The sequence below is a fragment of the Actinoplanes octamycinicus genome (genome assembly GCF_014205225.1).
Lineage (GTDB): Bacteria > Actinomycetota > Actinomycetes > Mycobacteriales > Micromonosporaceae > Actinoplanes > Actinoplanes octamycinicus.
On the sequence record NZ_JACHNB010000001.1, the window covers coordinates 2134086 to 2161056 of the forward strand.

General features: G+C 70.7%; 22 protein-coding genes. 15 read left to right on the forward strand and 7 right to left on the reverse strand.

Annotation, left to right across the window (positions count from 1 at the left end; translation table 11 throughout):
- Position 1: 1 nt before the first annotated feature.
- The 10 genes from nuoI to BJY16_RS09675 all read left to right on the forward strand — a co-directional run bounded on the left by nuoI (position 2) and on the right by BJY16_RS09675 (position 10115).
- A complete protein-coding gene (nuoI, locus tag BJY16_RS09630) occupies positions 2-628 on the forward strand; it encodes an NADH-quinone oxidoreductase subunit NuoI (protein ID WP_239177118.1) in 627 nt (208 codons plus the stop codon).
- Positions 629-630: 2 nt separating this feature from the next.
- On the forward strand, positions 631-1374 hold the full coding sequence (locus BJY16_RS09635) for an NADH-quinone oxidoreductase subunit J (protein WP_185038822.1): 744 nt from the start codon (positions 631-633) through the stop codon (positions 1372-1374).
- Positions 1371-1670, forward strand: coding sequence for an NADH-quinone oxidoreductase subunit NuoK (gene nuoK / locus BJY16_RS09640; RefSeq protein WP_185038824.1), 300 nt, complete (start codon positions 1371-1373; stop codon positions 1668-1670). The genes BJY16_RS09635 and nuoK overlap by 4 nt, the downstream gene beginning before the upstream one ends.
- 13 nt (positions 1671-1683) lie before the next feature.
- A complete protein-coding gene (gene nuoL / locus BJY16_RS09645; RefSeq protein ID WP_185038826.1) occupies positions 1684-3591 on the forward strand; it encodes an NADH-quinone oxidoreductase subunit L in 1908 nt (635 codons plus the stop codon).
- Positions 3588-5126 (forward strand): NADH-quinone oxidoreductase subunit M, encoded by a 1539-nt coding sequence (locus BJY16_RS09650; RefSeq protein WP_185038828.1) that lies wholly within the window; start codon positions 3588-3590, stop codon positions 5124-5126. Before nuoL ends, BJY16_RS09650 begins: the two co-directional genes overlap by 4 nt.
- A gap of 2 nt (positions 5127-5128) precedes the next feature.
- Positions 5129-6661, forward strand: a complete 1533-nt coding sequence (nuoN, locus tag BJY16_RS09655; protein WP_185038830.1) for an NADH-quinone oxidoreductase subunit NuoN — start codon at positions 5129-5131, stop codon at positions 6659-6661.
- A gap of 7 nt (positions 6662-6668) precedes the next feature.
- On the forward strand, positions 6669-6989 hold the full coding sequence (locus tag BJY16_RS09660) for a hypothetical protein (protein WP_185038832.1): 321 nt from the start codon (positions 6669-6671) through the stop codon (positions 6987-6989).
- A 65-nt stretch (positions 6990-7054) separates the two neighbouring features.
- Positions 7055-8014, forward strand: coding sequence for a polyprenyl synthetase family protein (locus BJY16_RS09665; RefSeq protein WP_185046362.1), 960 nt, complete (start codon positions 7055-7057; stop codon positions 8012-8014).
- Positions 8015-8477: 463 nt separating this feature from the next.
- Positions 8478-9272 carry an IclR family transcriptional regulator gene (locus BJY16_RS09670; RefSeq protein ID WP_185038834.1) on the forward strand — a complete coding sequence of 265 codons (795 nt, stop codon included), beginning with the start codon at positions 8478-8480 and terminating at the stop codon, positions 9270-9272.
- A 120-nt stretch (positions 9273-9392) separates the two neighbouring features.
- Complete coding sequence (locus tag BJY16_RS09675) at positions 9393-10115, forward strand: anti-sigma factor (RefSeq protein WP_239177120.1); 723 nt, start codon at positions 9393-9395, stop codon at positions 10113-10115.
- A gap of 204 nt (positions 10116-10319) precedes the next feature.
- Here the strand turns inward: BJY16_RS09675 and rarD are convergent, their stop codons facing one another.
- The 3 genes from rarD to BJY16_RS09690 all read right to left on the reverse strand — a co-directional run bounded on the left by rarD (position 10320) and on the right by BJY16_RS09690 (position 14940).
- Positions 10320-11246 carry an EamA family transporter RarD gene (gene rarD, locus BJY16_RS09680; RefSeq protein ID WP_185038836.1) on the reverse strand — a complete coding sequence of 309 codons (927 nt, stop codon included), beginning with the start codon at positions 11244-11246 and terminating at the stop codon, positions 10320-10322.
- Positions 11247-11788: 542 nt separating this feature from the next.
- Positions 11789-12166: a phage holin family protein gene (locus tag BJY16_RS09685; RefSeq protein ID WP_185038837.1), complete on the reverse strand. Its 378-nt coding sequence runs from the start codon at positions 12164-12166 to the stop codon at positions 11789-11791.
- Positions 12167-12258: 92 nt separating this feature from the next.
- On the reverse strand, positions 12259-14940 hold the full coding sequence (locus tag BJY16_RS09690) for a hypothetical protein (RefSeq protein WP_185038839.1): 2682 nt from the start codon (positions 14938-14940) through the stop codon (positions 12259-12261).
- A 283-nt stretch (positions 14941-15223) separates the two neighbouring features.
- Between BJY16_RS09690 and BJY16_RS09695 the strand changes: the two genes are divergently transcribed.
- The 4 genes from BJY16_RS09695 (at position 15224) to BJY16_RS09715 (ending at position 20572) form a co-directional block, all read left to right on the forward strand.
- The gene (locus tag BJY16_RS09695) at positions 15224-15541 is read left to right on the forward strand and encodes a WXG100 family type VII secretion target (protein ID WP_185038841.1); all 318 of its coding nucleotides are present in this window, start codon (positions 15224-15226) and stop codon (positions 15539-15541) included.
- A gap of 27 nt (positions 15542-15568) precedes the next feature.
- Positions 15569-15862 (forward strand): WXG100 family type VII secretion target, encoded by a 294-nt coding sequence (locus tag BJY16_RS09700; protein ID WP_185038842.1) that lies wholly within the window; start codon positions 15569-15571, stop codon positions 15860-15862.
- A gap of 286 nt (positions 15863-16148) precedes the next feature.
- Complete coding sequence (locus BJY16_RS47010; RefSeq protein ID WP_311775310.1) at positions 16149-20210, forward strand: SseB family protein; 4062 nt, start codon at positions 16149-16151, stop codon at positions 20208-20210.
- Positions 20207-20572, forward strand: a complete 366-nt coding sequence (locus tag BJY16_RS09715) for a UCP033725 family protein (protein WP_185038844.1) — start codon at positions 20207-20209, stop codon at positions 20570-20572. The genes BJY16_RS47010 and BJY16_RS09715 overlap by 4 nt, the downstream gene beginning before the upstream one ends.
- Before the next feature lie 197 nt (positions 20573-20769).
- On the opposite strand, the gene BJY16_RS09720 is transcribed toward BJY16_RS09715, so the two are convergent.
- Positions 20770-21684, reverse strand: a complete 915-nt coding sequence (locus BJY16_RS09720) for an alpha/beta fold hydrolase (protein ID WP_185038846.1) — start codon at positions 21682-21684, stop codon at positions 20770-20772.
- A gap of 60 nt (positions 21685-21744) precedes the next feature.
- Complete coding sequence (locus BJY16_RS47015; RefSeq protein ID WP_239177128.1) at positions 21745-21999, reverse strand: hypothetical protein; 255 nt, start codon at positions 21997-21999, stop codon at positions 21745-21747.
- A gap of 10 nt (positions 22000-22009) precedes the next feature.
- Here BJY16_RS47015 and BJY16_RS47020 point away from each other — a divergent pair, with 10 nt between their 5' ends.
- Positions 22010-22207: a hypothetical protein gene (locus tag BJY16_RS47020; protein WP_239177130.1), complete on the forward strand. Its 198-nt coding sequence runs from the start codon at positions 22010-22012 to the stop codon at positions 22205-22207.
- Between the two features lie 140 nt (positions 22208-22347).
- Here the strand turns inward: BJY16_RS47020 and BJY16_RS09730 are convergent, their stop codons facing one another.
- Both BJY16_RS09730 and acs read right to left on the reverse strand, forming a co-directional pair.
- Positions 22348-24699, reverse strand: a complete 2352-nt coding sequence (locus BJY16_RS09730) for an immune inhibitor A domain-containing protein (RefSeq protein ID WP_239177132.1) — start codon at positions 24697-24699, stop codon at positions 22348-22350.
- A gap of 285 nt (positions 24700-24984) precedes the next feature.
- Positions 24985-26970 (reverse strand): acetate--CoA ligase, encoded by a 1986-nt coding sequence (gene acs, locus BJY16_RS09735; RefSeq protein ID WP_185038850.1) that lies wholly within the window; start codon positions 26968-26970, stop codon positions 24985-24987.
- Between the last annotated feature and the right edge of the window lies 1 nt (position 26971).

Here is a 26971-nt window from a genome sequence, read left to right on the forward strand (position 1 = left end):
CGTGAACACGTTTACCGGCTCCTTCAAGGGTTTCGGCGTGACCTTCGCGCACATGTTCCGCAAGGTGATCACGACCGACTACCCGTTCTCCCCGCCCAAGCCGGCGCCGCGCTACCACGGGCGGCACATCCTCAACCGGCACCCGGACGGGCTGGAGAAATGCATCGGCTGCGAGCTGTGCGCCTGGGCCTGCCCGGCCGACGCGATCTACGTCGAGGGCGGCGACAACACCGACGAGCAGCGGTTCTCGCCGGGTGAGCGGTACGCGAAGATCTACCAGATCAACTACACCCGGTGCATCTTCTGCGGTCTCTGCATCGAGGCCTGCCCGACCCGCTCGCTGACCATGAGCAACGAGTACGAGCTGGCCCGGGACAGCCGCCAGGACCTGATCTTCACGAAGGAGCAGCTCCTGGCCCCGCTGCTGGCCGGCATGGAGCAGCCGCCGCACCCGATGCGCCTGGGCGAGACCGACAAGGACTACTACGTCGGCGCGCTCACCAACCCGGGCACCTCGGCCGGCGCCGAGCGGGCGCCGTGGGCCGAGGCGGGCACACACGACGCCTCGGACCCGGCGGAGCCGGCCTCCCGGCCGGAGACAGCCGGGACCGTGCGGAGGGAGGGCTGATCATGACTCAGGTATCGACCGGAGAAGCCGTCGCCTTCTGGATCCTCGGCTCGCTCGCGGTGATCGGCGCGCTCGGCATGGTGCTGGCCCGCAACGCGGTGCACTCCGCGCTCTGGCTGGTGGTCACGATGCTGAACCTGGGGTTCCTCTACGTGATCAACTCGGCGCCGTTCCTCGGCTTCGTGCAGATCATCGTCTACACCGGCGCGATCATGATGCTGTTCCTGTTCGTGCTGATGCTGGTCGGCCGGGACGCCTCGGACTCGCTGATCGAGACGCTGCGCGGGCAGCGGATCGCGGCCATCGTGCTCGGGGTCGGCTTCGCCGGCCTGGTCGCGACCGGCCTGGCCCGCGGCTTGGAGGACACCCCGGCGGCGGGCCTGGAGGCGGCCAACGCGAACGGCAACGTGCAGGGCCTGGCCTCGCTGCTGTTCACCAAGTACGTCTTCGCCTTCGAGGTCACCTCGGCCCTGCTGATCACGGCAGCGGTCGGCGCGATGATCCTGGCCCACATCGAGCGGGCCAAGGGCGACCGGATCGACCAGGTCACCCGGATGAAGCAGCGGTTCCTGCCGGGCAACTACCCCGGTCCGAAGCCCGGCCCCGGCGTTTACGCGAACACCATGTCGGTGGCCGCGCCGGCCCGCCTGCCGGACGGCAACGGGACGGAGAACAGCATCTCCCCGATCCTGCCGGTCCGGGAGCTGACCGCGTCCGAGGTAGCCCCGAAGGGAACCGAGAAGTGACTCCCGACTATTACCTGATCCTCGCCTCGATCCTGTTCACCATCGGGGCGGTCGGGGTGCTCATCCGGCGCAACGCGATCGTCCTGTTCATGTGCATCGAGCTGATGCTGAACGCGGCGAACCTGGCGCTGGTCACCTTCAGCCGGATCAACGGCGGCCTGGACGGCCAGATCATCTCGTTCTTCGTGATGGTCGTCGCGGCCGCCGAGGTCGTGGTCGGGCTCGCCATCATCATGTCGATCTTCCGTACGCGACGCTCGGCGAGTGTCGACGACGCGAACCTCCTGAAGTACTGAAAGGGGCTCTCACGTGGAACTGGAGTTTGCCCCCGCGACGGGAGTGCTGAGCGGCATCTGGCTGCTCGTGGCCATCCCGCTGGTCAGTGCCGCGATCCTGCTGCTGCTCGGCAAACGCGCCGACAAGTGGGGACACTGGCTCGGCGTGCTGGCGGTGGCCAGTTCGTTCGTACTCGGGCTGATCTTCTTCATCAAGCTCGGCGGACTCGACGCCGAGCACCGGTCGGCGGAGCTGAACCTCTTCGACTTCATCGACGTCGGCTCCCTGAAGGTCGACTTCGGACTGCTCTTCGACCCGCTGTCCGGCGTCTTCGTCCTGCTGATCACCGGGGTCGGGTCGCTGATCCACCTGTACGCGGTCGGCTACATGGAGCACGACTCGGGGCGGCGCCGCTTCTTCGGGTACTTCAACCTGTTCGTCGCGGCGATGCTGCTGCTCGTCCTCGGCAACAACTACGTGATGCTGTACTTCGGCTGGGAGGGCGTCGGCCTGGCGTCCTACCTGCTGATCTCGTTCTGGTACACCCGGCCGTCGGCGGCCACCGCCGGTAAGAAGGCGTTCCTGATGAACCGGGTCGGCGACGCCGGCCTGGCGATCGCCATCTTCCTGATGTTCGCCACCCTGGGCACCACCAACTACCAGGAGGTGTTCGCCGGGGCCAGCTCGCTGACCTCGACGACGGCGCTGGTGATGGGCATCCTGCTGCTGCTCGGCGCGGCCGGCAAGTCCGGTCAGTTCCCGCTGCAGGCCTGGTTGCCGGACGCGATGGAGGGCCCGACCCCGGTGTCCGCGCTGATCCACGCGGCCACCATGGTCACCGCCGGTGTGTACCTGATCGCCCGGTCCAACCCGATCTTCTCGGCGAACGAGACGCTGCAGCTGATCGTGGTCAGCGTCGGCGCGCTCACGCTGCTGATCGGCTGTGTCATCGGCGCGGCCAAGGACGACATCAAGCGGGTGCTGGCCTGGTCGACGGTCAGCCAGATCGGCTACATGTTCCTCGGCGTCGGGCTCGGCGGCGTGGCCTACTCGCTGGCGATCATCCACCTGCTGGCGCACGGCTTCTTCAAGGCCAACATGTTCCTCGGCGCCGGGTCGGTCATGCACGGCATGCACGACCAGGTGGACATCCGGCGGTTCGGCGGCCTGAGCAAGTACATGCGGATCACCTGGCTCACCTTCATGATGGGCTGGCTGGCGATCATCGGCATCCCGCCGCTCTCCGGCTTCTTCACCAAGGAGCCGATCATCGCGGCGGCGTTCGACCGGCCCGGCTGGACCGGCTGGCTCTTCGGCGGCGCGGCGATGCTCGGCGCGGGCCTCACCGCGTTCTACATGACCCGGCTCTTCGTGCTGACCTTCCACGGCCCGGAGCGGTACACCGAGGAGAACAAGCATCCGCACGAGTCTCCGGCGATCATGACGATCCCGCTGATCCTGCTGGCCATCGGCTCGGTGGTGTCCGGCTGGGTGATGTCGACGACCGTGGTGGACTGGCTCAACCCGGTCTTCGGCGAGCAGCCGGAGCACCACGAGAGCCTGTGGATCACCGTGCTCAGCATCGTGCTGACGCTGGCCGGCGCGGGCCTGGCCTGGGCGCTGTTCCGGCGCGGCACGGCGCTCGAGCCGCAGCCGGCCGGGGTCGTGGTCACCGCGGCCCGGCGCAACCTCTACACCGACGCGTTCAACGAGGCGGTGTTCGAGCGGCCCGGCATCTACCTCACCCGGGCGCTGGTCTACCTGGACGGCAAGGGCATCGACGGCCTGGTCAACGGGCTGGCCGCGGCGGTCGGCGGCGGCTCCAGCCGGCTCCGGCGGCTGCAGACCGGCTTCGTCCGCTCCTACGCACTCTCCATGCTCACCGGCGCCATGCTCGTCGTGGGCGCTTTCCTGGCGATCCAGTTGGGGTGGCTCGCGTGAAAGAATTTCCGTTCCTTTCCGTTCTCACGCTGCTCCCGCTGGTCGGGGCGATCGCGGTGGCCTGCATCCCGCGGGCCAAGGCCGAGCTGGCCAAGCTGGTCGCACTGATCTGGTCGCTGGTCGTGCTGGTGCTCAGCATCGTCATGTGGGTCACCTACACGGTGGACAGCAGCGACCGGTTCCAGTTCTACGAGTCGTACCGATGGATCCCGTCCTGGAACGCCAGCTTCACCTTCGCCGCCGACGGCATCGCGCTGGTCATGCTGATGCTGATCGCGGTGCTGTTCCCGGTGGTGATCCTGGCGTCCTGGAACGACGTGGACCAGACCAAGCGGTCCGCGCCCACCTACTTCGCCCTGCTGCTGGCCTTCGAGTTCACCATGATCGGGGTGTTCGCCGCGGCGGACGTCTTCCTGTTCTACGTGTTCTTCGAGATCATGCTGATCCCGATGTACTTCATCATCGGGTCCTTCGGCTCCGGCCAGAAGCAGTACGCCGCGGTGAAGTTCTTCCTCTACAGCCTGGTCGGCGGCCTGTTCATGCTGGCCGCGGTGATCGGGCTGTGGGTGGTCGGCGGGCACACCTTCGACTTCGCCGCCCTGGTCGAGGCCGGCAAGTCGCTGGACACCAACACCGCCCGCTGGCTGTTCCTCGGGTTCTTCGTGGCCTTCGCGATCAAGGCGCCGTTCTTCCCGTTCCACACCTGGCTGCCGGACTCCGGTGGGGCCGCCCCGGCCGGCGCGGCCGCGCTGCTGGTCGGCGTGATGGACAAGGTCGGCACGTTCGGCATCATCCGGTACTGCCTCCCGCTGTTCCCCGAGGCGTCCCGCTGGTTCGCCCCGGCGGCGCTGGTCATCGCGGTCATCGGGATCATCTACGCGGCGCTGCTGGCGGTCGGGCAGAACGACCTGAAGCGCCTGGTGTCGTACACGTCGATCGCGCACTTCGGCTTCATCGGCATCGGCATCTTCGCCTTCACCACGCAGGGCGGCACCGGCTCGGTGCTCTACATGGTCAACCACGGCCTGGCCACCGGCCTGCTCTTCATCGTGGTCGGCATGTTCGTGGCCCGGCGCGGGTCGGCGCTGGTCAGCGACTTCGGCGGGGCCGGCAAGCTGGTCCCGGTGCTGGCCGGGGTGTTCTTCTTCGCCGGTCTGGCGTCGCTGGCGCTGCCCGGCACCGCGCCGTTCGTCAGTGAGTTCCTGGTGCTGATCGGCACGTTCACCACCCACCAGCCGTACGCGGTGATCGCCACCGCCGGCATCATCCTGGCCGCCGCGTACGTGCTGTGGATGATCCAGCGGACCACGCAGGGCACGCTCAACCCGGCCCTGGACGAGGTGCCGGCCATGAAGCAGGACCTCAGCCTGCGGGAGAAGTTCGTGGTCGCCCCGCTGATCGCGCTGCTGCTGGTGCTCGGCTTCTACCCGAAGCCGGTGACCGACGTGATCAACCCGGCGGTGCAGGCGACCCTGCAGGACGTCGGCACGCAGGACCCGGTCCCGACGGTCGCGGATGGAAAGGCTGGCCGATAGCCATGGGAGATCTGAAACTGCCCCCGATCGACTACGGCGCACTGGCGCCGATGTTGATCCTGTTCGGCGTCGCCTGCGTCGGGGTCCTCCTCGAGGTGATCATCCCGCGGAAGTCCCGCAACTGGGTCCAGCTGTCGTTCACCCTGCTCGGCGTGGTGGCGGCGCTGACCGTCCTGGTGATCAACCGGAACACCCGGATCGTCACCATCGGCGGCGCGATCGCGATCGACGGCCCGACCGTCTTCCTGCAGGGCTCGATCCTGGTGCTCGGCGCGGTCTCGCTGTTCCTGATCGGCGAGCGGCAGGTGGAGGCGGGCGGCGCGTTCGTCGCCCAGGCCGCCGTGGTGGTCGGCTCGGACAAGGACAACCGGCAGGCCGGTGGCCAGCCCGGTCTCACCGAGGTGTACCCGCTCACCGCGTTCGCGCTCGGCGGCATGCTGATGTTCGTCGCCGCGAACGACCTGCTCACCATGTTCGTGGCGCTGGAGGTCTTCTCGCTGCCGCTCTACCTGATGTGCGCGCTGGCCCGCCGCCGGCGCCTGCTCAGCCAGGAGGCCGCGCTCAAGTACTTCCTGCTCGGGTCGTACGCCTCGGCGTTCTTCCTGTTCGGCGTCGCGCTGCTGTACGGCTTCTCCGGCGGCGTGCAGCTCAGCGTGGTCCACGACGCGGTCGCCAACCCGCAGCGCAGCCAGCTGCTGCTCTACGGCGGCCTCGGCCTGGTCGCGATCGGTCTGCTCTTCAAGAGCGCGCTGGCCCCGTTCCACGTCTGGACCCCGGACGTCTACCAGGGCGCGCCGACCCCGATCACCGCGTTCATGGCGGCCTGCACCAAGGTCGCCGCGTTCGGCGCCCTGCTCCGGGTGCTCTACGTGGCGTTCGAGGGGGTGCGCTGGGACTTCCAGCCGGTGCTCGGCACGGTCGCGGTGCTCACCATGTTCATCGGCGCGATCCTGGCGGTCACCCAGACCGACATGAAGCGGCTCCTGGCGTACTCCTCGATCGCCAACGCCGGCTACCTGATGGTCGGTGTCCTGGCGCTCAACCCGGACGGTCTGAGCAGCACGATGTTCTACCTGGTCGCGTACGGCTTCTCGGTGCTCGCCGCGTTCGCCATCGTGAGCCTGGTGCGGGACTCGGACGGCGAGGCCACCCACCTGTCCCGCTGGGCCGGGATCGGCCGGAAGAGCCCGCTGCTCGCCGGCCTCTTCACGCTCATCCTGCTGGCCTTCGCCGGCATCCCGCTGACCAGTGGCTTCACCGCCAAGTTCGCGGTCTTCGGGGCGGCCATCGACGGCGGGCAGACCTGGCTGGTCATCTTCGGCGTGATCACCAGCATGCTGATCGCCTTCCCGTACCTGCGGGTGGTCGTGCTGATGTGGCTCTCCGAGCCGGGCGAGACCACTCCGGCGGTCTCCATCCCGGGCTTCCTCACCTCGGCCGCGCTGGGCCTCGGGGTGATCGTCACGGTGGCGCTCGGCGTGGTGCCGGCTCCGCTGATCGACCTGACCCGGGAAGCCTCGCAGTTCGTCAGATGATCGGTGATTGATCGGCGGCTCCGGCTTCGTGCCGGAGCCGCTGTCGTTTATCGATCAGTATTCGGATCCGCCGCCGTCGAATCCGGAGATGACCAATTTCAGTCAGTTGCGCCTCCCGATCGACACGCCCCGATCCCGGCGAACCGGCCAGGAATCGGAGAGCCGGCTTCGCGGGGCCACGGCAGAAACCCCCATTTTCCGTACGCAAAAGGCGCGCACCTCGGGTGGCCGGGGCCGCAACCGTCGCGATGTCCGGTTTTTGATCTTGTGGCGCGTACCCCTGGGACTGAAACGTACGGGCCGGTATGGCATCGTGGGACCGTGGTGAGCACCGGTGATCTGACCCCGTCCGACCTGGCGCTGTCGTCGCTGGGCCTCGACGTCGATCCCGCAATGGACGCGTCGGTGTCGGCGACGCTGGTGGCCGTGGAGGAAGCGCTGCGGGTGCACGTCGCCAGCGCGGACCCGCTGGTCACCGAGGCGGCGCGCCACCTCGCCGACGCCGGGGGCAAACGACTGCGGCCGATGCTGGTGGCGCTGGCCGCACAGTTCGGCGACCCGTCCCGGCCGGAGCTGGTCGACGCGGCCAACGTGGTCGAGCTGACCCACCTCGCGACGCTCTACCACGACGACGTGATGGACGAGGCGCCGGTGCGTCGCGGCGCTCCGAGCGCCAACTCGCGCTGGGGCAACTCGGTGGCCATCCTGGTCGGTGACTACCTCTTCGCGCAGGCCGCGGAGCTGGCCGCCAAGCTCGGCACCGAGGCGGTGCACCTGCAGGCGCAGACCTTCTCCCGCCTGGTGCACGGCCAGATCGCCGAGACGGTCGGCCCGCGTGACCGCGACCCGATCGACCACTACCTGCAGGTCATCGCGGACAAGACCGGTTCGCTGATCGCCACCGCGGCCCGCTTCGGCGGCCTGTTCTCCGGCGCGTCCCGCGAGGTCACCGAGGCCCTGGCCGGCTACGGCGAGAAGATCGGCCTGGTCTTCCAGCTCTCCGACGACCTGCTCGACATCGCCTCCGAGTCGGCGCAGTCCGGCAAGACGCCCGGCACCGACCTGCGCGAGGGCGTGCCGACGCTGCCGGTGCTCTACGCGCTGGCCGGCGACGACGCCGACCCGGCCGCGGTGCGGCTGCGCGAGCTGCTCTCCGCCGGGCCGATCACCGACGACGCGTTGCACGCCGAGGCGCTCACCCTGCTGCGCGAGTCGGCGGCGATGAAGCAGGCCCGGGAGACCGTGCGCGGCTATGCGGAGGAGGCGCGGGCCCGGCTGGCGCCGCTGCCCGACGGGGACGCGAAGCGGGCGATGGAAGCCCTCTGCGACTACATCGCCGACCGGACGAACTGAGCTTCTGCCGGCTACTGGGCGGCTCGATGCCGCCGGCCGGCACATGACCACCGACGCTGCCCGGACGGGTGCCGGCCGTCCACTCACGCCCGCGGAGGGCGTACCGGAAAGGCGTTGAACGCGGCCTCGCGCCGCGCCGCGACCGTCGGGGTCGGACTGCCCGGCGAAAAAATGGCGGTCGGGGGCGCACTGCCGCCGGGAAGACCGTTGTCGAAACAGAAATTGTCGTGGTACACGCGGGATGCCCCGCGCTGGTCACGTTTTGCCTGTTGGGGCCGGGGTTTTGGGGCTGATTCGGGGCAGATGGCGGCGGACGCAGACTAAGCCAATTCGGACACGTTCGGACACGCCCCGTTCTATTGATCACACCCGCTGTGCAAATCGACCGTGATCCACATGGTTTTGGCATTCCGTCGCCGGATGTTTCTTCATATGGTGTAAGTCCCTGGCCTCGGAGGTAGCTGTGCGTGACCCGCTAGCGGAGCCGTCAGATCTCATCCGGAGCGTGTCGCGTGCCCTGCGCGTCCTGGAGTCGGTCGGCCGGGCTCCACGCGGGCTCACGGTGAAACAGATCGCCCGGCGCTGTGAGCTGACCGTCGCGACGACCTATCACCTCGTGCGCACGCTGGCCTATGAGGGCTACGTGATCCGGCGCGAGGACGGCACCTACATCGTCGGTCTGGAGATCGCGGATCGGTACCGCGAGCTCGTCTCGGCCTTCCGCGGCCCGCCCGCGGTCGGCGACGCGCTGCGCCGTGCCGCGCTCGACACCGGCTACAGCCACTACCTGGGCCGGTTCGTCGGCGGCCGGATCGCGGTCACCGCCTCCGCCGAGGGCGCCCGATCGCCGTTCCTGGACGACATCGCGCCCGGCTTCGACGAGGGCGGGCACGCCACCGCGCTGGGCAAGGCGCTGCTCGCCACGCTCACCCCGGACCAGCGCGGGCGATACCTGCGGGACTACGGGATGCGGGCGTTCACCCCGACCACGCTGACCACGCCGGAGGCGCTCGAGGCCGACCTGGCCGCCGGCGAGCGGCGCGGCATGCAGATCGAGATGGGACAGTTCCGGCAGGGGCTGGCCTCGGCCGCGGTGGTGGTGGTCGCCGACCGGGACATGGAGCGCCGGCTGGTGCTCGCCTGCTCGATGCCGGCCGCCGAGATGCTCACCTCGGCGCGGGTGGTGCGCGCCAAGCTGACCGCCGCCGCGCGGAACGTGGCCGAGGCCCTGTCCGGTGGCGAGTCCGCCACCGCCTGATCTTCCTGGACGACGTTTCCGCAGCCCCGAGACTGTTCAGTGACCGAATCGCTACAGCTTGAGGTGCGGTTTTAATGGATATTTGAACCTCCCCGCCGGTTGCCGCGTACCAGAGTGCGGATGACGGAATGCCGGCTGGAGGCGGAAACGATGCGCTGTGAGGACGGGCACGACGACGCCGCGTACGTCCTCGGTGCGCTGTCACCGGCGGAACGCGCGGCCTACGAGCACCACCTGGCCAGCTGCTCGTTCTGCCGGGAAGCGGTGGCCGACCTGTCCCGGGTTCCGGACATGCTGGACCGGCTCGACGCGGACGAGTTCGTCCGGTTGCTGGATCCGTCGCTGGCCGGTCCGGAACCGGCCCGCAATTACCAGCCGGCCGCTTCTTCCCCGGCTTCTTCGGCTTCCCCTTCGGCCAGGACCTTTTCGGTACGGGCGTTGAGCACCGTGGCGGCGCTGGTGCTGATCGTGCTGCTCGGCGGTGGCGCCGGCTGGTGGCTGATGAACCGGCCGGAGCCGGGCAGCGCGGCGACCGGGCCGGCGATGGCGATGAGCGCGGTCGACGCGCAGTCGCCGATCTCGGCGAACATCCGGCTCACCGGGACCTCCGGCGGGACCAAGGTGGAGATGGTCTGCCGGTACGCGGAGACCGAGAAGCCGTACACGTTCCGGCTGATCGCTTACGGACCCGACGACCAGAGCGAGCAGTTGGGCTCGTGGATGGCGCACCCGGGAGCGGAGTTCCGGATGCCGGCCAGCACGCACTTCCCGGTGGAGAGCCTGGACCGGCTGGACCTGGTCCGCTTCGACGGCAAGGTCATGCTGACCTACCGTCCTCGCTGACCCTGGTCCAGCGCGCTCCGTCTCGCCTTGGCCCCTCGCCTCGCTCTTGTTCCGCCTGGCCTTGGCCCCTCGCCTCGCTGGGCCTTGTTCCGCTTGGCTTCGCCTGGTCCTTGCTGGGGCTTGTTCCGCTTGGCTTCGCCTGGTTCTCGCTGGGGCTTGTTCCGCTTGGTTTTGCCTGGTCCTGTTGGCTTTGCCTGGTCCTTGCTATGCGACGGCGGCCGGCTGGTCGGACGCGACGGCGGCCCGGAGCCGGGCGGCCGCGCGGGCGCTGCGGATGCCGTCCGCGGTGAAAATGATCAGGGCGATCCAGACCAGGCCGAACCCGGCGAGCCGGGCCGCCGGCATCGGCTCGTGGAAGATCAGCACACCGCAGGCCAGCTGCAGGATCGGCGCGACGTACTGCAGGATGCCGAGGCCGACCAGCGGCACCCGGTTCGCCGCGGCGGCGAAGAGCAGCAACGGCACGGCGGTGGCCACGCCGGAGAAGAGCATCAGCGCGGTGTGCCCCGCCGAGACGTGCCCGAACTCCGCCCCGCCGGTCAAATTCAACCAGGTCAGGTAGCCGAGCGCGGGCAGCGCCAGAACCGCCGACTCGACGAACATCCCCTCGGCCGGCGGCAGCGACATCCGCTTCTTGATCAGGCTGTACGAGCCGAACGAGGCGGCCAGCAGCAACGCGATGTACGGCAGGCGGCCGTAGTCGACGGTGAGGACGGCGACCGCCAGGCCGCCGATGCCGACCGCCAGCCACTGCCAGATCCGCAGTCGCTCGCGCTGCACGGTCACGCCGAGCAGGACCACGACCAGCGGGGTGATGAAGTAGCCGAGCGCGGTCTCGACCACCCGGGACGAGTTCACGCCGTAGATGTAGGTCGCCCAGTTCACGCCGATCAGCAGGGCCGCGGCGGTGATCCCGCCGAGCAGGCGCGGGGTGCGCAGCACGCGGCCGAGGAAGCGCCAGTTGCGCATCGCGGTGAGCAGCAGGGCGACGAAGGCGACCGACCAGATCACCCGGTGGGCGAGGATCTCCAGCGGGGGAGAGGGCTGCAGCAGCTTGAAGTAGATCGGGAAGAAGCCCCAGATCGCGTACGCCGTGAGGCCGTACAGGTAGCCGCGCCGCTCGTCGTTCATGCCTCCCACGGTAAGGGGAGTGAACCGTGCCGGTCCTTGCCTATATCCCAGCTCACAGGGCCAATCCACGCCCGCTGGCCTGCCCCGCGCCTGGTCGGCGGAGTTCGGCTGGCCCTCTCCTCGCCTGACTCTCCGCCCGGCCCCTTCGCGTGCTCTCGCGGACCCTCTTCGCGTGGTTCCTTCGCGCGGTTTGCGGAGCCTCGTTGCGTGGCTCCTTCGCAGGGTCTCTCTCGCGTGGCTTCTTCGCAGGGTCTCTTTTGCGGGGCTTCTTCGTGTGGTTCCTTCGCGCGGTCCCTTTTGCCGGGCTTCTTCGCGTGGCTCCGTCGCGCGGTCCCATTTGCCAGGATTCTTCGCGTGGTTCCTTCGCGCGGTCTCTCTTGCGGGGCTTCTTCGGGTGGCTTTCCTGCGCGGGCCGGGCTGGTGCCGGGGTGCACGTGATCGCGGGGCGCCGGGTGGGCGCCCCGCGAGGGTTCACGGCTGAGGGCGGGCCGGATCAGTCGTGGGTCGGGTCAGTTGTGGGTCGGGTCAGTCGTGGGCCGGGATCAGTCGTCGCCGTCCGGGACCAGCATGTTGAGCAGCCAGCTGACGACGCCGACCAGCAGCGCGCCGAGGACCGCGGCGATGAAGCCGTCGACGTGGAAGCCCAGGTCGAGCTTGCCCGCGATCCAGCTGGTCAGCATGAACAGCAGACCGTTCACCACGATCGCGACCAGGCCGAGGGTGAAGACGTAGAACCCGCAGCCGACCGTCTTGATGATCGGCCGGAGGATCGCGTTCACCAGACCGAAGATCGCCGCGACCGCGAGGAGCGTGCCGGCCTTACCGGCGGCGGAGTCTGCGGAGAGGTCGATCCCGTCGATGACCAGGGTCGCGATCCACAGCGAGATGGCCGTGATCACGAGCCGGATGATGATGCCCATGGCAGGGGATCGTGCCACGGCCGTGCCAGTGGTGGGTACGACACTCCGCGATCTTCATCCGCCCACCGCCGGAGAATCCGGCATATCGAGATCTATCGCTCATCCATGGGACGCTCCAGGTCGCCGATCAGCACCTTCTCCACCGGAGTGGGCGCGAGCATCGCCCAGCGCACGGCCGGTGGGCTGAGCACGCCGAGCATGCCAGGCCGCATCCGGCCCAGGAGCCGGGTGGTGTCGCCGAGCTCGAGCGCGTCACCGACCAGCTGCGCCTCCGCCTCCCGGAGCGGCTGCACCAGCAGCAGGTCCGCCCTCAGAACCGCCTCCTCGTCCCCAACCGCCTCCCGAAGGGTCAGCGTCGCCGCCCACGGGCCTTCCCCGGGTGGAGGCGGTGGCCCCCAGTCGTCCTCGTCCTCGTCGGGCTCGCTCTCCGCCGCCGCCTCCGCCGCCGCCTCCGCCGCCGCCTCCGCCGCGGCGGAGGCGGCCGCCGTCCAGTCGGTCCGGACCGCCAGCTCGATGACGCTCGGCGTCCGGTCGACCGGCGAATCCGCCTCGGTCCCGGCGGGTGTCTGGTCGGCCCCGGCGGGTGTCTGGTCGGTCCGGGACGCTGTCCCGGTCGGCGCTTGGGAGTTCGGCTCTGCCGCGGCCGGTGTCCGATCTGTCCGTGGGGCCGGCGCGTCAGGCGGGGACTCGGCGTCCAGCCAGCTGGCCAGCTCCCGGATGGTGGCCGCCTCGGGAGAGCCCACCCTGGTCACGCCGGGGGCCGGGCCCGCTGGCGGCGCGCCGCTGGATGAGCGGCTCTCGGGCGGTGCCGTGAAGGGTGGGCGATTCTCCGGTGGCGCCGCGAAGGATGACCGATTCGCCGGCGGTGCCGTGAAGGGTGGGCGATTCTCCGGTGGCGCCGCGAAGGGTGGGCGGTTCTCCGGCCGTGCCGCGAAGGATGACCGATTCTCCGGCGGTGCCGTGGAGGGTGGGCGGTTCTCCGGCGGTGCCGCGAAGGACGACCGATTCTCCGGACGTGCCGTGAAGGGTGGGCGGGTGGCCAGGTCGCCACCATCGGGGCGGCCGGAGGGTGGTGCTGTGGCGGGTGGGCTGGTGTGGGGGTCGGGGTCGAGGATGGTCAGGACCGGGTGCAAGGGGGAGCCGGGTGGGGGCACGGCCGGGTGGTCCACGGGGACGATGCCGATCGCGCCGCTGGGCACCGCGGCGCTGCGGGCGAAGGCGGCCCAGTCGTGCGGGCGGTGGGTGCGGACCAGGACCCGGGCGCCGATCGCCATCGCGCGGAAGGCGGTCAGCTGCGCGCATCGGACGCCGCCCACCAGCAGCACCCGGGTGTGCTCCGGCCGGAACAGCCGGACCAGCATCGGGTGGCCCTGCCGGTTGCGGCCGACGGTGAGCCCGGCCCAGCCGGTGGGCACCGCCAGCCGGCCGAAAGCGTCACCCGCCGTCGATGGTGCCGCGGGCCGGTGCCAGCCGATCGGTGCCTCCGGCCCGGCGAGGGCGAGCGGCAGGGTCGCGGCGAGGCCGGGCAGGTGCTCGCCGTCCCGCCGGTGAAGCGGGACCCGCTCGCGGACGGCCAGCTGCCGCAGGGCGGCCTCCGCGGCGTCCAGGACGGCCGGATCGCGGGCAGCCAGCCGCACGGCCAACGTGACCACGGGTGGCTCGGCCGGCACCGGCTCGGTCAGTGGGCGGCCCGGTGGCGGCGGGAACGGGAGACGCACGGCGGGCAGGTCGGCGGTGACGGTCACGGTGGTCGCCGTGGCGGGCAGCAGGAGCAACCGGGCCAGCAGTTCGGCGGAGAGGCCGGTCCCGCCCGGCGCGCGCCCGTGGAACGTCGCCTGGGACAGGTCACCGGTCCGGAGCGTCGTCCAGTCCTCGTGGATCGGGGCGGCCGGATCGGCGTACGAAAGGTCGAAGAAGAGACGGACGGCCCGGGGCCGGTCGAGGGGTTGCGCCGTCAGGCGCCTGGCGAGCCTGCGGACCTGGCGGGTCAGGGCGCGGCGCAGCTCGCTGTCGGACCAGCCGTCCGCATATGACATGTGGACCGCGAGGACCGCGCGGGCGTGCCCGAGCACCCGGCCCTCGGTGAGCATCCGGTAGGAGCCGCCGACCGGGCCGGTGCCGGCCGTGGCGGTGGGCGCCGGCACTCCGGCCAGCAGCAACTGGACCCGGCCCGGTGGCCGGTCCCGGGCGTCGGCGGGCAGCAACTCCCAGGGCGCGGGCAGGTCCGGCCGGGCCTCGGCGAGCAGGGCGGCGGGATCGCCCAGCTCGAGCAGCATGGTGAGGCCGGCGGCGTCGGCCAGCAGCGCGGCCTCGCCGTCGGGTAGATCGGTCGAGGTGACCCGGACGTCCGGCGCGGTGAGCTGGAGGATCGCCGCGGCGGTCCGCAGCTGGAGGTCCTCCGCCAGATCGGATGTGGTCCGGCGCGGTGGCCCAGCGGTGAGCCGGCGACGGGCGGCTGCCGGTGGGCCGGTGGCCGGGCGATCGGCAGGCGTCAGGCGGAGGGCGGCGCGGCGGCGGGACCGCAGATGCAGGACGGCGGCGAGCCACACGAAGGCCCAGCGACCGCGGACCCGCAGCCAGGTCAGCGCCAGGACGAATGCGGCGCCCGGCACGGCGGCGACCAGCGCCGGCCCGCCGGTGACGACGCCGATCAGGACCAGGACCACCGCGGCCTGCGTGGCGATCACCTGGTGGAGACGCAGCTGATAGGCCGGGCGGGCCGGTGCCGTGGCCGTGCCGGCGGACTGCCGGGGTGCCGTCAGCTCGGTCGTCACGTCACCCTCCCCGATCGCGCCGGACATCGATCATCGTGCGCGGCCATGGTAGGCCGAATCCCGGATCCGCCGGGTCCGTTGTCCACAGGCGAGAGTTATCCACAGGTTTGACATCGGGGCTTCCGCCGCCGGCCACCGATCCCCTAGCGTCGAGGCCCACAGCGTGATCGGGCGATCACCCATCGGGGTCAATGCCTGGTCGCGCCAGCAAACCTGATGACCCATGTCGATGCATGGGTGATCGGGGCGACCCTGTCCACAGCAGAATGGGGGTGACCTCGAAATGGCCATGACGCAGGCCGAGTCCGCGGTGATGGCGAGCACCGCCGCCAAATTCGATCAGGTCAACGGTGCGCTGCAGCTGATGCTGAGCACCTTGATGTCCCAGCTGTCCGGGCTCAGCGGCTCCTGGCGAGGGCTCGGGGCGAGCGCGTTCGAGCAGGTCAAGACGCAATATGCGGCCGACCTGAGGAGCCTGAACAACGCGCTCGCCGAGACCGCCGAGTCGATCCGGGCGTCCGGAGCCGGCTATCACTCCACCGATGCCGACGCCGCCAGCCGTGTCGCCCGCACCGGCGGCACGTTCACCCTGCCGCTCTGACACTTCTGACTCTCCCGGAGGATTTCTGTGAACGACGGAGTTCTGCTCGTCAACTTCGGCGCCTTGCAGCAGGCCGGCGTCGACATCGACAAGGCGCTCGGCACCCTGCGGGGCCAGCTCGACCAACTGGAGCGGGATGCCGCGCCGCTGGTGGAGACCTGGGCCGGCGAGGCGCGCGAGGCATATGCCCAGCGCCAGGCCAAGTGGCGGGCCGCCTCAACCGATCTGGAGAGCATCCTGCGGCAGATCAAGGTCGCGGTGGACGAGTCGGCGGCCGATTACGTGGCGACCGAGCGGGCGGCTACCCAGCGGTTCCAGTGAGCCGGTGCGGGATTACCCGTTCGGGCGCTCCCATTGGTCCGATCCGGGTGGTTTGAGGTCGCCCGTTCGCGTACTGGTCCGGGTGGTTGACACGGCTACCATCGGTTGTTGGATCATTGCGCCGGGCGATCGGAGCGGGTGTCACGGCTCGGCGCGGCCGCATGCCGGGCGCGCCCGGATACAACTCGGCCGTCAGCGCACTGCCGCCCATTGTCATTGCTGTCTGGCCTTGTAGGTTTATACGCGTTGAGATGGATCCGTCGCACGCGTGTGGGGAGAGGTGGACGTGTCCGAGTGGGAACCGGCTACGGACGCCGAGGTCGCGATGCGCGATGCGTTGCGCACCGACGACCAGGAGTCCTATTTCCGCATTCTCGCCGGTGTCGACCTTCTGTTACCAGTGTCGGCCGACGCGTTGGCGGGTCTGGCGCCGCTGGGCTGGGGCACCTGGAGCACCGGTGGTCGCACCCATGTGCTGGCGTTCACCTCGCAGGAGGCGCTGCACTCCTGCCTGTCGGACTACACCGGCGCGTCCCGCCGGGTGCCGTATTCGGAGTTGGCCAACACCTGGCCAAACCTGGAGTGGTGGCTGGCGGTCAACCCCGGTCTGCCGATCGAGGGATACCTGCCGGCCTGGTTCGTCGCCCAGCTCGCACGCGGTGACCTGCGGCTCCCGACCCGGGGCCCGGGCCGCGAGGTGCACGGCACCTCCAAGATCCAGGAGATCGGCGCGGCCGCGCTCGCGGCCAAGCGGGCCGGCGACGGGCCCGGTGGGCCGACCTACGAGACTTCAGCGCCGGCCGAGACCGCATCCGGCTATCCGGCATATTCCGCTGCTTCCGGAGCACCCGGTGCTCCGGCTGGACCGAATGGCGCGCCCGGTGTTCCGGGCGCGCCCGCGTCTGCGCCGGGCGTCGCCGGTGGCGCTCCGCAGCCAGGTCTGACGCCGGCCGGCCTGCCGCAGCGGGGTGCGCCGCAGCCCGGTGGCACGCCCGCTCCGGGTGGTGCGCCGGTTCCCAGCGGCGCGCCGCAGTTCGGGCCGGGTGGGGCTTCGCCCACCACGCCGGAGGCGGTTCCGGCGACCGGTCCCGGGGCGCAGCCGAGCGGTCTGCCGACGCGTCCGACCAGCCTGCCGACTCGGCCGACCACGCCGTCCGGACTTCCGGTGCGGACTCCGTCCGGGTCCGACCCGTCGGCTCAGCCGCCCGCTCCCGCCGGGTCGCCCGCGTCCGGGCAGCCGGTCGGCTCGCCGGCCGCCCCGGTGCCGGCGGGCTACCAGGCGCCGACCGTGCCGCGCGACTTCCCGGGCTCGCCGGCCGCCCCGGCTGGTCCCCGTGACTTCCCGGGCTCCATGGCGGCCTCGGCCGGTCCGCGTGACTTCCCCGGTTCGCCGGCCGGTCCGCGTGACTTCCCGGGCGGCCCTGCGGGTGCTCGTGACTTCCCCGGTTCGCCGGCCGCCTCGGGCGCGCCGAGCGGGCCGGGTGGGCTGCCCGTCCGCGGCGCGACCGGCAGTGGCATGGCCACGCCGGGCTGGAATTCGGACTCGGTGCCCTTCGGGCCGGAGAACGACCCGCGCGGCCCGCTGCAGGACCCGAAGGCGCCGCTGCCGGTCCGGACCCCGATGGCGAACACGCCGCCGATCCCCGAGCACGTCACGCCGTATGACCCGGCCGAGGCGCAGGTCGACCCGAGTTGGGCGGCGCTGGGCGGCGCCCGGGCTCCGGGGCTCGGCGCCGGCTCGCCCGCCGGCGCGGGTCCGCTGCCGAGCCGGCCGGGTGCCGGCCCGCTCCCCTCGCGGGGCGGGTCCGACCTGTCGCCGGGTGGGGGTCCCCTGCCGTCCCGCGGTGGCTCCGACCTCGCGGGTGGGGGTCCGCTGCCTACCCGTGGTGGCTCTGATCTCGCGGGTGGGGGTCCGCTGCCCACCCGTGGTGGCTCTGACTTCGCGGGTGCGGGTCCGCTGCCGTCCCGTGGCGGGGCCGATCCCTCGTCGGGTGCCGGTCCGCTGCCCTCGCGCGGGGGTTCCGACCTGCCGCGGCGGCAGCCCGGGCAGACCGCGGGGCCCGCGCAGACCACGTCGTTCTCCGGGTTCACCAATCCCCGGACGAACCCGGCGCCGGCCGCCACGTCCCCGAGCTTCCCGCAGGGCCCCGCGTCGCCGCAGGCCGCGGCCGCGCAGACCACGCCGGCTCCCGGTGCGCCGAGCCTGTCCGGTGGGCAGGGCAACGCGCTGCCCCGCCGGCAGGTGACCCCGCCGTCGGAGCGCCCGTCGTCGATGGCGGCCGCCGCGCAGGCGCTCACCGGTGGGCACACCCCGGCGCCGGACCCTGCTCTCGCCCAGCGTGACCCGTCGGCGGCGGATCGCTTCGGCCCGTCCGGACCGGCTCCGGCCCTGTCGCGCGGTGACTCCGGCCCGGCCGGTGACCGTTCCGCGCCGACCGGCCGCCCGGGACTGCTGCCGCCGGTGATCCCGGGTGCCTCCGGGGCTGACCGGAGTGCTCCGGGCTACGGCTCCGGCACCTCGGCGTCCGGCTACGGCGCGTCGGGCAGTGGGCCGGGCGCCTCCGCGCCGGGCTTCGGCCCGTCCGGTCCGGGCGCGCCCGTCTCCGGCTCCTCCGGCCCGACCGGCTACGGCTCGACGCCGTCGGCCGCTCCGGGCTTCGGTGGCGGTCCGGCGCACCCGATCTCCGGCGCGGCAGCACCGGGCCACCCCGTCTCCGGTGCTGCGGCGCCTGGTCATCCGGTGTCTGGTGCTGCGGCGCCTGGTCATCCGGTGTCTGGTGCTGCGGCGCCTGGTCATCCGGTGTCTGGTGCTGCGGCGCCTGGTCATCCGGTGTCTGGTGCTGCGGCGCCTGGTCACCCGGTGTCTGGTGCTGCGGCGCCCGGTCACCCGGCGCCCGGTCACCCGGTGTCCGGCGCGGCTGCTCCGGGGAGTCCGATTTCCGGCGCGGGTGCGCCCGGCCCCACCTCCGGCGCGGCAGTTTCCGGCAGCTCGGCGTACCCGGCTCCGGCCTCGGGCGGCCCGGCGGTGGCGGCCACTCCCGGCAGCCCCGCTTCCGGTTACGGCTCGCCGGCTGGTGGGTCGTCCGGCGGAGCGGCCTACGGCTCCCCGGCCGGGGTGCCGTCCGGTTACGGCCCGTCGGCGTACGCGCCGGCCACCCCCAGCTACACCGTGCCCGCGGTGCCCGCTCCCGGGCCGTCCCTCGGCATGCCGCCGCAGGGCAGCCCCGCCTCGGCGTACGCGAGTCAGGCCTTCGCCACGCAGGTCATCCCGACCAGCAAGGTGGCCGCCGCGACCGCGCCGACGTCGGGGACCTCCGGGCTCGGCGTGACCGGCTCGGCGACCGGCGGCGGTTCCGGGCCTGGCCCGGACGACCAGGCGCACCAGAACTTCGTCCCGGCCAACGAAACGGAGCGCGAGCTGCGCGAGGCCGCGGACGCCGGGAACACCGACGTCTTCCTGTCCACCCTGTTGCTGGCGAACGTGCTGGTGCCGGTGGCCCACCACTCCCGCCCGGGGAGCGCGCCCGGCGAGTCCGGGTTCGCGTTCCAGCCGGAGGAGGTGGAGGGGGAGAAGTTCCTGATCGTCTTCACCAGCAAGGACCGGCTCTCCGAGCACTTCGGCGAGCCGACCCGCACGGTGGGCGTCCGGTTCTACGAGCTGATCCGCAACTGGCCCGACCCGAACTGGTCGTTCGCCGTCAACCCGGGCACCCCGGTCGGCGCGAAGTACCCGGGCACCCAGATCATCGCCCTGGCGAACTGGGCCACCGAGGCCGGTCTCGGTGCCGACCCGATCGAGACGCCGTCGGCCGAGGAGCCGGGCGTCCCGGTGCCGGCTCCGGACCCGGTCAGCGACGAGGCGCAGCACGCCACCGTCATGCAGAAGACGATCGCCGCCGAGCAGGTCGACTACTACCTGGACCGGGGATACGACCGGGTGGCCGGGTTCGTGCACCGGGCGTCCGAGGTCGAGCACCTGCGTACCCCGGCCGAGCTGTTCGGCGCGCTCGGGCTCTACTACGAGTCGTCGCCGTTCCAGCCGGACGCGAAGGAGGCCTTCGTGCTGCGCTGGCCGGCGTTCCGGCCCAGCCTGTACCGGATCCCCTACGGCGGGCAGAACGAGCAGGCGCTGCGCGCGATGGACGGCTGGGTGATCGAGCGGCCGCCGTTCCGGGGCAACGGGTTCGCCCCGGGCGAGGGCCGCGACGTGATCGCGGAGTTCAAAGTGGACAGCGTCCGGCTGCCGCACGGCGCCCAGCTGTGGCGCATCGACGCGGACGGCAACGAGCGCATGGTGGCGATCTTCGACGCGGACGGGCCGCTCTGGCGCCGGGTGGGTGAGCAGTGATGCGCGACGGTTACGTGGTGACCTGGCAGGGCGAGGAGTACGACGCGGTGCCGGACGCCGACCGGGTGCGGATCTACTCGCCCCGGCCGGCTGAGGGGTTCACCGAGGTCAAGCCCGGGCGCTACGTCCGGGTCCTGGAGCCGGACGAGTACGACGAGATCGCCTACGTCCGGACCATGTGCACCTGGCGCGGCGAGCCGTTCATCGTGCTCGCCGAGGCGGACACCTGGCTGCGCCTGGAGTACACCGGCGGCCGCGCTCCGGTGGCCCGCCAGCTCGGGCTGGAGGAGTTCGACTACGGCGTCTACCAGGGCTGGGCGCCGGCCGCCGAGGTGCACGACCGGTACGAGCACCGGGTCTAGCCGGCGCCGCACGTCGAAAGAAGTGCCGGCGCCGCACGTCGAAAGAAGTGCCGGCGCCGCACGTCGAAAGAAGTGCCGGCGCCGCACGTCGAAAGAAGTGCCGGCGCCGCACTTCGAAAGAAGGCTGACGCCGCACTTCCAAAGAGAAGCCGGCGCCGCACTTCGGAAGAAGGCCGGCACCGTACTTCGGAAGAAAGCTAGGACGGCGTCTTCAGCCACCGGAGGATCTCGCCGGTGACGAAGTCCGGCGCCTCCTGGTGGATGAAGTGCCCGGCCCCGGGCAGCAGACGCCACTCGTAGGGTGCGGTCACATACCGCCCGGAGCCCTGCGCGGTGCGCGGCAGGATCGCTGTGTCCAGCGCGCCGTGCAGCTGCAGCGTGGGCATGCTGAGCGGCTGCTGCATCAGCTTGACGAAGCGGTAGCCCTGCAGCCGCAGCGCGCTCCGGGCCACCCAGCGGTACGCCTCGAGCGCGCAGAACGACGCCTGCGGGATCTGGATCGCCTGCCGGCAGCGGTGCGAGTAGTCGGCGAACTCCGGGGTGGCCGCCCACTCCGGGCTGCTCCAGTGCGCCATCAGCTCGCCGATCAGGGCGGCGTCGTCCTTGGTGAGCACATGTTCGTACCGTGGCACCTGGAATTTGAGGATGGTGGCGGAGGCCGCGAACTGACCGCGAGGATCGGCGAACAGCGCGGCCCGCAGCCGCAGCGGGTGCGCCGCGCCGAGCACCACCAGGCGGTTGACCAGCTTGGGGTGGAAGGCCGCGGCGGCCCAGCCGACCATGCCGCCGGCTCCGGCGCCGACGATCGTGGCGGACCGCTCGCCGAGCGCGCGGATCAAGCCGGTCACGTCGGCGGCCATCGTGTAGCCGTCGTAACCGCGCGGCGGCTTGTCACTCAGCCCGTAACCACGCAGGTCGATGGCGGCGGCCCGGAAGCCGGCGTCGGCGACCCGGGTCATGACGTCGTGCCAGGCCCACCAGAACTCCGGGAAGCCGTGCAGGAACAGGACGAGCGGGCCGGTGCCGACCTCCACCACGTGGAACCGGCTGCCGTTGGCGCCGACGAAACGGTGGGTCCACGGGCCCTCCGCCATTACCACCGACTCGTCCATGCGGCCAGCCTATGCTCCGCTGTCACGACCGGCGCGAGGCACTCGTGAACCCACGTGTGATCACTTGACCGGTTTCGCCTCGAGCATCGTCATCAGCTGGCCCGGCCCGCAGTAGATCTTCAGCAGGCTGGGTTCCAGCTTCACGGAGACCCGGGCGCCGTCCTGCAGCTTGACGCCGTCGGTGTTGTAGAGCGCGTAGACGGTCCCCTCGTCGGTGGTGAGGCCGTAACAGGGACCGGTGCCACCCTTGGTCACCATCCCGGTCACCCAGCCGTTCTGCGGGAGCGTGTCGGTCGGCTGCTTGGGCGGCTTCACCGTCTTCGTGATGGTGGGCAGCGGTGCCGTCGTCGCGCCGGTGGGCAGCGGCGACGGGGCCGAGACCGACGGCGACGGGGCCGGGGCGGAGACCGACGGGGCCGGAGCGGAGACCGACGGTGGCGGGGCCGAGGCCGACGAGCTGGGCGTGGCGCCGCATCCGGCGGCGAGTGCTCCGGCCGCGACGGCGATGCCGATCCTTCTGTGACTGCGCATCCGATCATCCTTCCCGCGCAAGGCGTCACCGTTGGGACGAATCGCGGCGCGTAATGGTTCCCCGGAAAAGGGGCAGCGCCCGGGGCGTAGGGTCCCCGGGCGCTGCTGGGTGGTGCGTTCAGAACCTGTGGATCAGTACACCGCGACGGTCATCGAGGTGCCGAGCTGGCCCACCACCGCGATCTTGACGCCGACGGCCGGGAGCTTGACGCCGTGGTTCGGCAGCTCCTCGTAGAAGTACTTGTCCTTGTCGTTGAAGACCGGGTTGCCCCAGAGCGGCTTGATGACCGACTTCTCGCCGTTCAGGTGCAGGGTCATGCCGTCGGTCGGGAGCAGGCCGAACGGAGCGTCGTAGACCTGGACCCGGGAGCGCCACGGCACGCCGGCCGGGTTGTTGAACGGCTTCGGGTGCGCGTCGATGACCAGGTTGAGGCCCGACCCCGGGTGCACGTTCGTGTTGTTGTCGACCTGCGAGGTGTCCCAGTACGAGACCAGCAGACCGGTCTGGTAGTTGTAGTGCTCCACCCAGTCCGGCTTGGTGTTCGCCCACCCGAAGTTGTACGGGCCGGTCGCCAGGTACTTGTCGTACGAGGTGTAGCTCCGGTAACCCGCGATGTAGTAGTTCGGGAAGTCGTTCGTGACGGTGGAGCCGACGATCTTGAAGCCGTCCGCGGTCCAGGTCGAGGTGCCCTCGGCGCCCTCGGTGGAGAGGACCGCGCCGTCGGCGGTGACGGTCAGCTCGTCACCGAAGAAACCACCCTCGGAGACGCCACCGTCGGTCACGTAGTGCAGGCGGAACTGGATGTTCTTGCCGGCGTAGCCGGTCAGCGGCACCTCGATCGGCTTCCACGCGTTCGCGGAGGTGCCGGTGATCGCCGGAGCGCCACTGCCGTCCTTGGCGAACGGCTCGCCGCCGACCGTACCGTCGAGCTTGGTCCAGTTGGCGCCGCCGTCGGTGGAGGCCTCGGCGTACAGGTAGTCGTAGTCCTCCTCGATCGCGTACCGGCCCTGCAGCGAGACGCTCGCGCTGCTCTTGCCGGTCAGGTCGATCGCCTTGGACAGCGACACGTTCAGGTCGTCAGCGTTGCCGGAGAAGAACTGCTTGCTCCCGGCGAACGGCTGGCCGAGGTCCGTGGTGACCTTCTTGTCCGGAAGGTTGACCACCAGGGCCTGCTTCTTGGCGGTGTTGTACTCCTGCGGCCCGAGGTTCACGAGCTTCTTCTGGCCGGCCTTGACCGACTCGTAGTTGAGCCAGCCGAGCTGCAGCTTGTTCCACGCACCCAGGTCGCCCGGACGGGTGCCGATGCCCTCGTCGCCCTTGGCGCTGAGCCGGCTCTGCGCCATCAGCGTCCAGTACTCGTTGCTGTTGTCGCCGCCGCCGCTGGTGTCGTAGTCGTCCGGGAGGCCCAGGTCGTGGGTGTACTCGTGGACGAAGACGCTCAGGCCACCGTTCTCCGGCTGGATCGTGTAGTCGCCGACCCAGAGGCCGGTGTCCCCGATCTGGGTGCCGCCGAGCAGGTTGCCGGTCGGGCCGCTGGTGCCGGCGTCGCTGGAGTAGGCGTACCAGCGGTGGCTCCAGACGGCGTCCTCACCCTGGGACGGGTCACCGTCGGCCTGGTCGCCGCCGGCGTGGACGATCTGGAAGTGGTCGAGGTAGCCGTCCGGCTCGTTGAAGTTGCCGTCGCCGTCGAAGTCGTACCGGTCGTACTGGTCGAACGTGGCCAGGTCCGCCTTGACCTCGGCCGGCGTCTTGCCGGCGGCGATCTGGTCGGCGTACCACTGGGTGACCGCGTCCCGGACCAGCTGCCACACGTTCGTGCAGTTGCTGCTGGCGCAGACCGCCGGGTCGTCGCCGTTGGCGTCCTTCGGGTCGTCGTTGGACCGGCCGTAGCGGGCCTCGTTGTACTTGACCTTGACCCAGTCGGTGACCTCACCGTCGACGCTGTAGCGCCCGGACGACTGGGTCTCGAAGTAGGTCTTGACCGACTCGACGTTCTTGCCGGTGCCGAAGTACAGCTTCTGGAAGTACTCCTGCGAGTAGTTCGGCTGCCAGACCGTGGAGTTGTCCACCTTCCGGTCCGGCTGCGGGATCGCGTTGTGCAGCGGGCCCTCGAAAGTCGTCGGGCCGGCGTACGCCGCGGTCGTGTCCTGGTCGGGGAACGACGGGTGCCGCTCGTTCCCGAACTCGGTCAGGATCACGAAGATCTTGTCGGTCTTCTCCCGGGCCAGCTCGACGTACTGGTTCTTACCGGGGTGACCGAAACCGCCGTTACCGTACGTCTTGCCCAGATTTACGATCTTGCTGCCGTTACGAGTCTCCACCTTGGACTCGCCGGAGACCACCTGGGAGACGGCCTCCTCGCGCAGCGCGCGACGCTTCTCCTCGAGCGGGTTTGGCAGGTCATCGACCGGGGCGTTGTCCCCGGTCTGTGCCACCGGAGCCGGATCCGCCGGGGGAGCCGCGAACGCCACCGTCGGAGCCATCGCTCCCACGGTGGTCACCATCGCAGCGCCGAGCAGTCCCGCGACTACCTTGCGCACTACGTTTACCTCCGTTTTTGCGGCCGGGCACGGTGTGCCGGACCCGGCGTCAAACGGCCCCGGGGTTCGGGACTAGAGGTGAACGTATGCAAACCAGCCGATGTTCGGGGAACGTGCAGGCGATTGATGGTCAACGGTGACCTGGTATGCCGCGGTCATAACATCGCGATATGCATATAGGACAAAAGGGCTGGCAGGGGGATCCCTGCCAGCCCTTATAGAAGATCGTCAGTCTTCCGACTTGCCCGTCTGCAGACCGGAACTGATCAGATCCATGACGGCCGAGTCCTGGAGCGTGGTGACGTCGCCCAGCGACCGGTTCTCGGCCACGTCACGCAGCAGCCGCCGCATGATCTTGCCGGAGCGGGTCTTCGGCAGCTCGGGAACCAGCATGATCTGCCGCGGCTTGGCGATCGGGCCGAGCGTCTTGGCCACGTGGTTGCGCAGCTCCTTGATCAGCTCCTCGCCGGCCTCACCCTCGGTCGCCACGTTGCCGCGCGGGATGGTGAACGCCACGATCGCCTGACCGGTCGTCGGGTCGGTCGCGCCGACCACCGCGGCCTCGGCCACCGCCGGGTGTGAGACCAGCGCCGACTCGACCTCGGTGGTGGAGATGTTGTGCCCGGAGACCAGCATGACGTCGTCCACCCGGCCGAGCAGCCAGAGCGCGCCGTCCTCGTCCTTCTTCGCGCCGTCACCGGCGAAGTAGATCCACTTGTCGCCGCTGCCCGCGCCGGCCCCGAACCGTGACCAGTAGGTGTCCAGGAACCGCTGGTCGTCGCCCCAGATGGTGCGCAACATCGACGGCCACGGCTCGGTCAGCACCAGGAAGCCACCGCCCCCGTTCGGCACCGGGGTGGCGGTGTCGTCGACGACGTCCGCGCTGATCCCGGGCAGCGGGGTCATCGCCGAGCCGGGCTTGGTCGCGGTCACGCCGGGCAACGGCGAGATCATCACGGCGCCGGTCTCGGTCTGCCACCAGGTGTCCACGATCGGGGTGCGCTCGCGGCCGACGTTCTCCCGGTACCACATCCAGGCCTCGGGGTTGATCGGCTCGCCGACGCTGCCCAGCACGCGCAGCGAGGACAGGTCGTACTTCGCCGGGATGTCGTCGCCCCACTTCATCATGGTGCGGATCAGCGTCGGCGCGGTGTAGAGGATCGACACCTTGTACTTGTCGACGATCTGCCAGAACCGGCCGCGGTCCGGGGTGTCCGGCGTGCCCTCGTACATCACCTGGGTGGCGCCGTTGGAGAGCGGGCCGTAGACGATGTAGGAGTGGCCGGTCACCCAGCCGATGTCGGCGGTGCACCAGTAGACGTCGGACTCAGGCTTCAGGTCGAAGACCGCGTTGTGCGTGTAGGACGTCTGGGTCAGGTAACCGCCGGTGGTGTGCAGAATGCCCTTCGGCTTACCGGTGGTGCCCGAGGTGTAGAGGATGAACAGCGGCTGCTCGGCGTCGAACGGCTGCGCCACGTGCTCGGCGGCGGCCTGCTCGACGGTCTCGTGCCACCACTTGTCCTTCTCCGTCCAGGCGACCTCCTCGCCGGTGCGGCGGACCACCAGGACGTGCTCGATGCTCGCGCACCGGGCCACCGCCTCGTCCACCGTCGGCTTGAGCGCGGACGGCTTGCCGCGGCGGTAACCACCGTCGGCGGTGATCACCACCTTGGCGTCGGCGTCCTGGATCCGGGTGGCCAGCGCGTCCACCGAGAAGCCGCCGAACACCACGCTGTGCGTGGCGCCGATCCGGGCGCAGGCCAGCATCGCGACCGCGGCCTCCGGGATCATCGGCAGGTAGATCGCCACCCGGTCGCCGGCGACGACGCCCAGCTCGGTCAGCGTGTTGGCCGCCTGGGAGACCAGCTTGAGCAGCTCCGCGTAGGTGACCGTGCGGGTGTCGCCGGGCTCGCCCTCCCAGTGGATCGCGACCCGGTCGCCGTGCCCGGCCTCGACGTGCCGGTCCACGCAGTTGTAGGCCACGTTCAGCCGGCCGCCGACGAACCACTTGGCGAACGGCGGGTTCGACCAGTCCAGCACCTGGTCCCACGGCTTCGCCCAGGACAGCCGCTCGGCCTGGCGCTCCCAGTAGGCGAGCCGGTCGGACGTGGCTTCCGCGTACGCCTCGGCCTTGACGTTGGCGGCGGCCGCCAGGTCAGCGGGCGGCGGGAACTGCCGCGTCTCCGAGGACAGGTTCTCCAATGTCTCGCTCATG

Coding starts and splice junctions, on each gene's coding strand:
- BJY16_RS09665 (WP_185046362.1), top strand. CDS start 7,055: ATGGACGCGTCGGTGTCGGCGACGCTGGTGGCCGTGGAGGAAGCGCTG.
- BJY16_RS09730 (WP_239177132.1), bottom strand. CDS start 24,699: ATGGCTCCGACGGTGGCGTTCGCGGCTCCCCCGGCGGATCCGGCTCCG.
- BJY16_RS09720 (WP_185038846.1), bottom strand. CDS start 21,684: ATGGACGAGTCGGTGGTAATGGCGGAGGGCCCGTGGACCCACCGTTTC.
- BJY16_RS09675 (WP_239177120.1), top strand. CDS start 9,393: ATGACGGAATGCCGGCTGGAGGCGGAAACGATGCGCTGTGAGGACGGG.
- nuoN (WP_185038830.1), top strand. CDS start 5,129: ATGGGAGATCTGAAACTGCCCCCGATCGACTACGGCGCACTGGCGCCG.
- rarD (WP_185038836.1), bottom strand. CDS start 11,246: ATGAACGACGAGCGGCGCGGCTACCTGTACGGCCTCACGGCGTACGCG.
- acs (WP_185038850.1), bottom strand. CDS start 26,970: ATGAGCGAGACATTGGAGAACCTGTCCTCGGAGACGCGGCAGTTCCCG.
- BJY16_RS09695 (WP_185038841.1), top strand. CDS start 15,224: ATGGCCATGACGCAGGCCGAGTCCGCGGTGATGGCGAGCACCGCCGCC.
- BJY16_RS47020 (WP_239177130.1), top strand. CDS start 22,010: ATGGTGGGCAGCGGTGCCGTCGTCGCGCCGGTGGGCAGCGGCGACGGG.
- BJY16_RS09635 (WP_185038822.1), top strand. CDS start 631: ATGACTCAGGTATCGACCGGAGAAGCCGTCGCCTTCTGGATCCTCGGC.
- BJY16_RS09685 (WP_185038837.1), bottom strand. CDS start 12,166: ATGGGCATCATCATCCGGCTCGTGATCACGGCCATCTCGCTGTGGATC.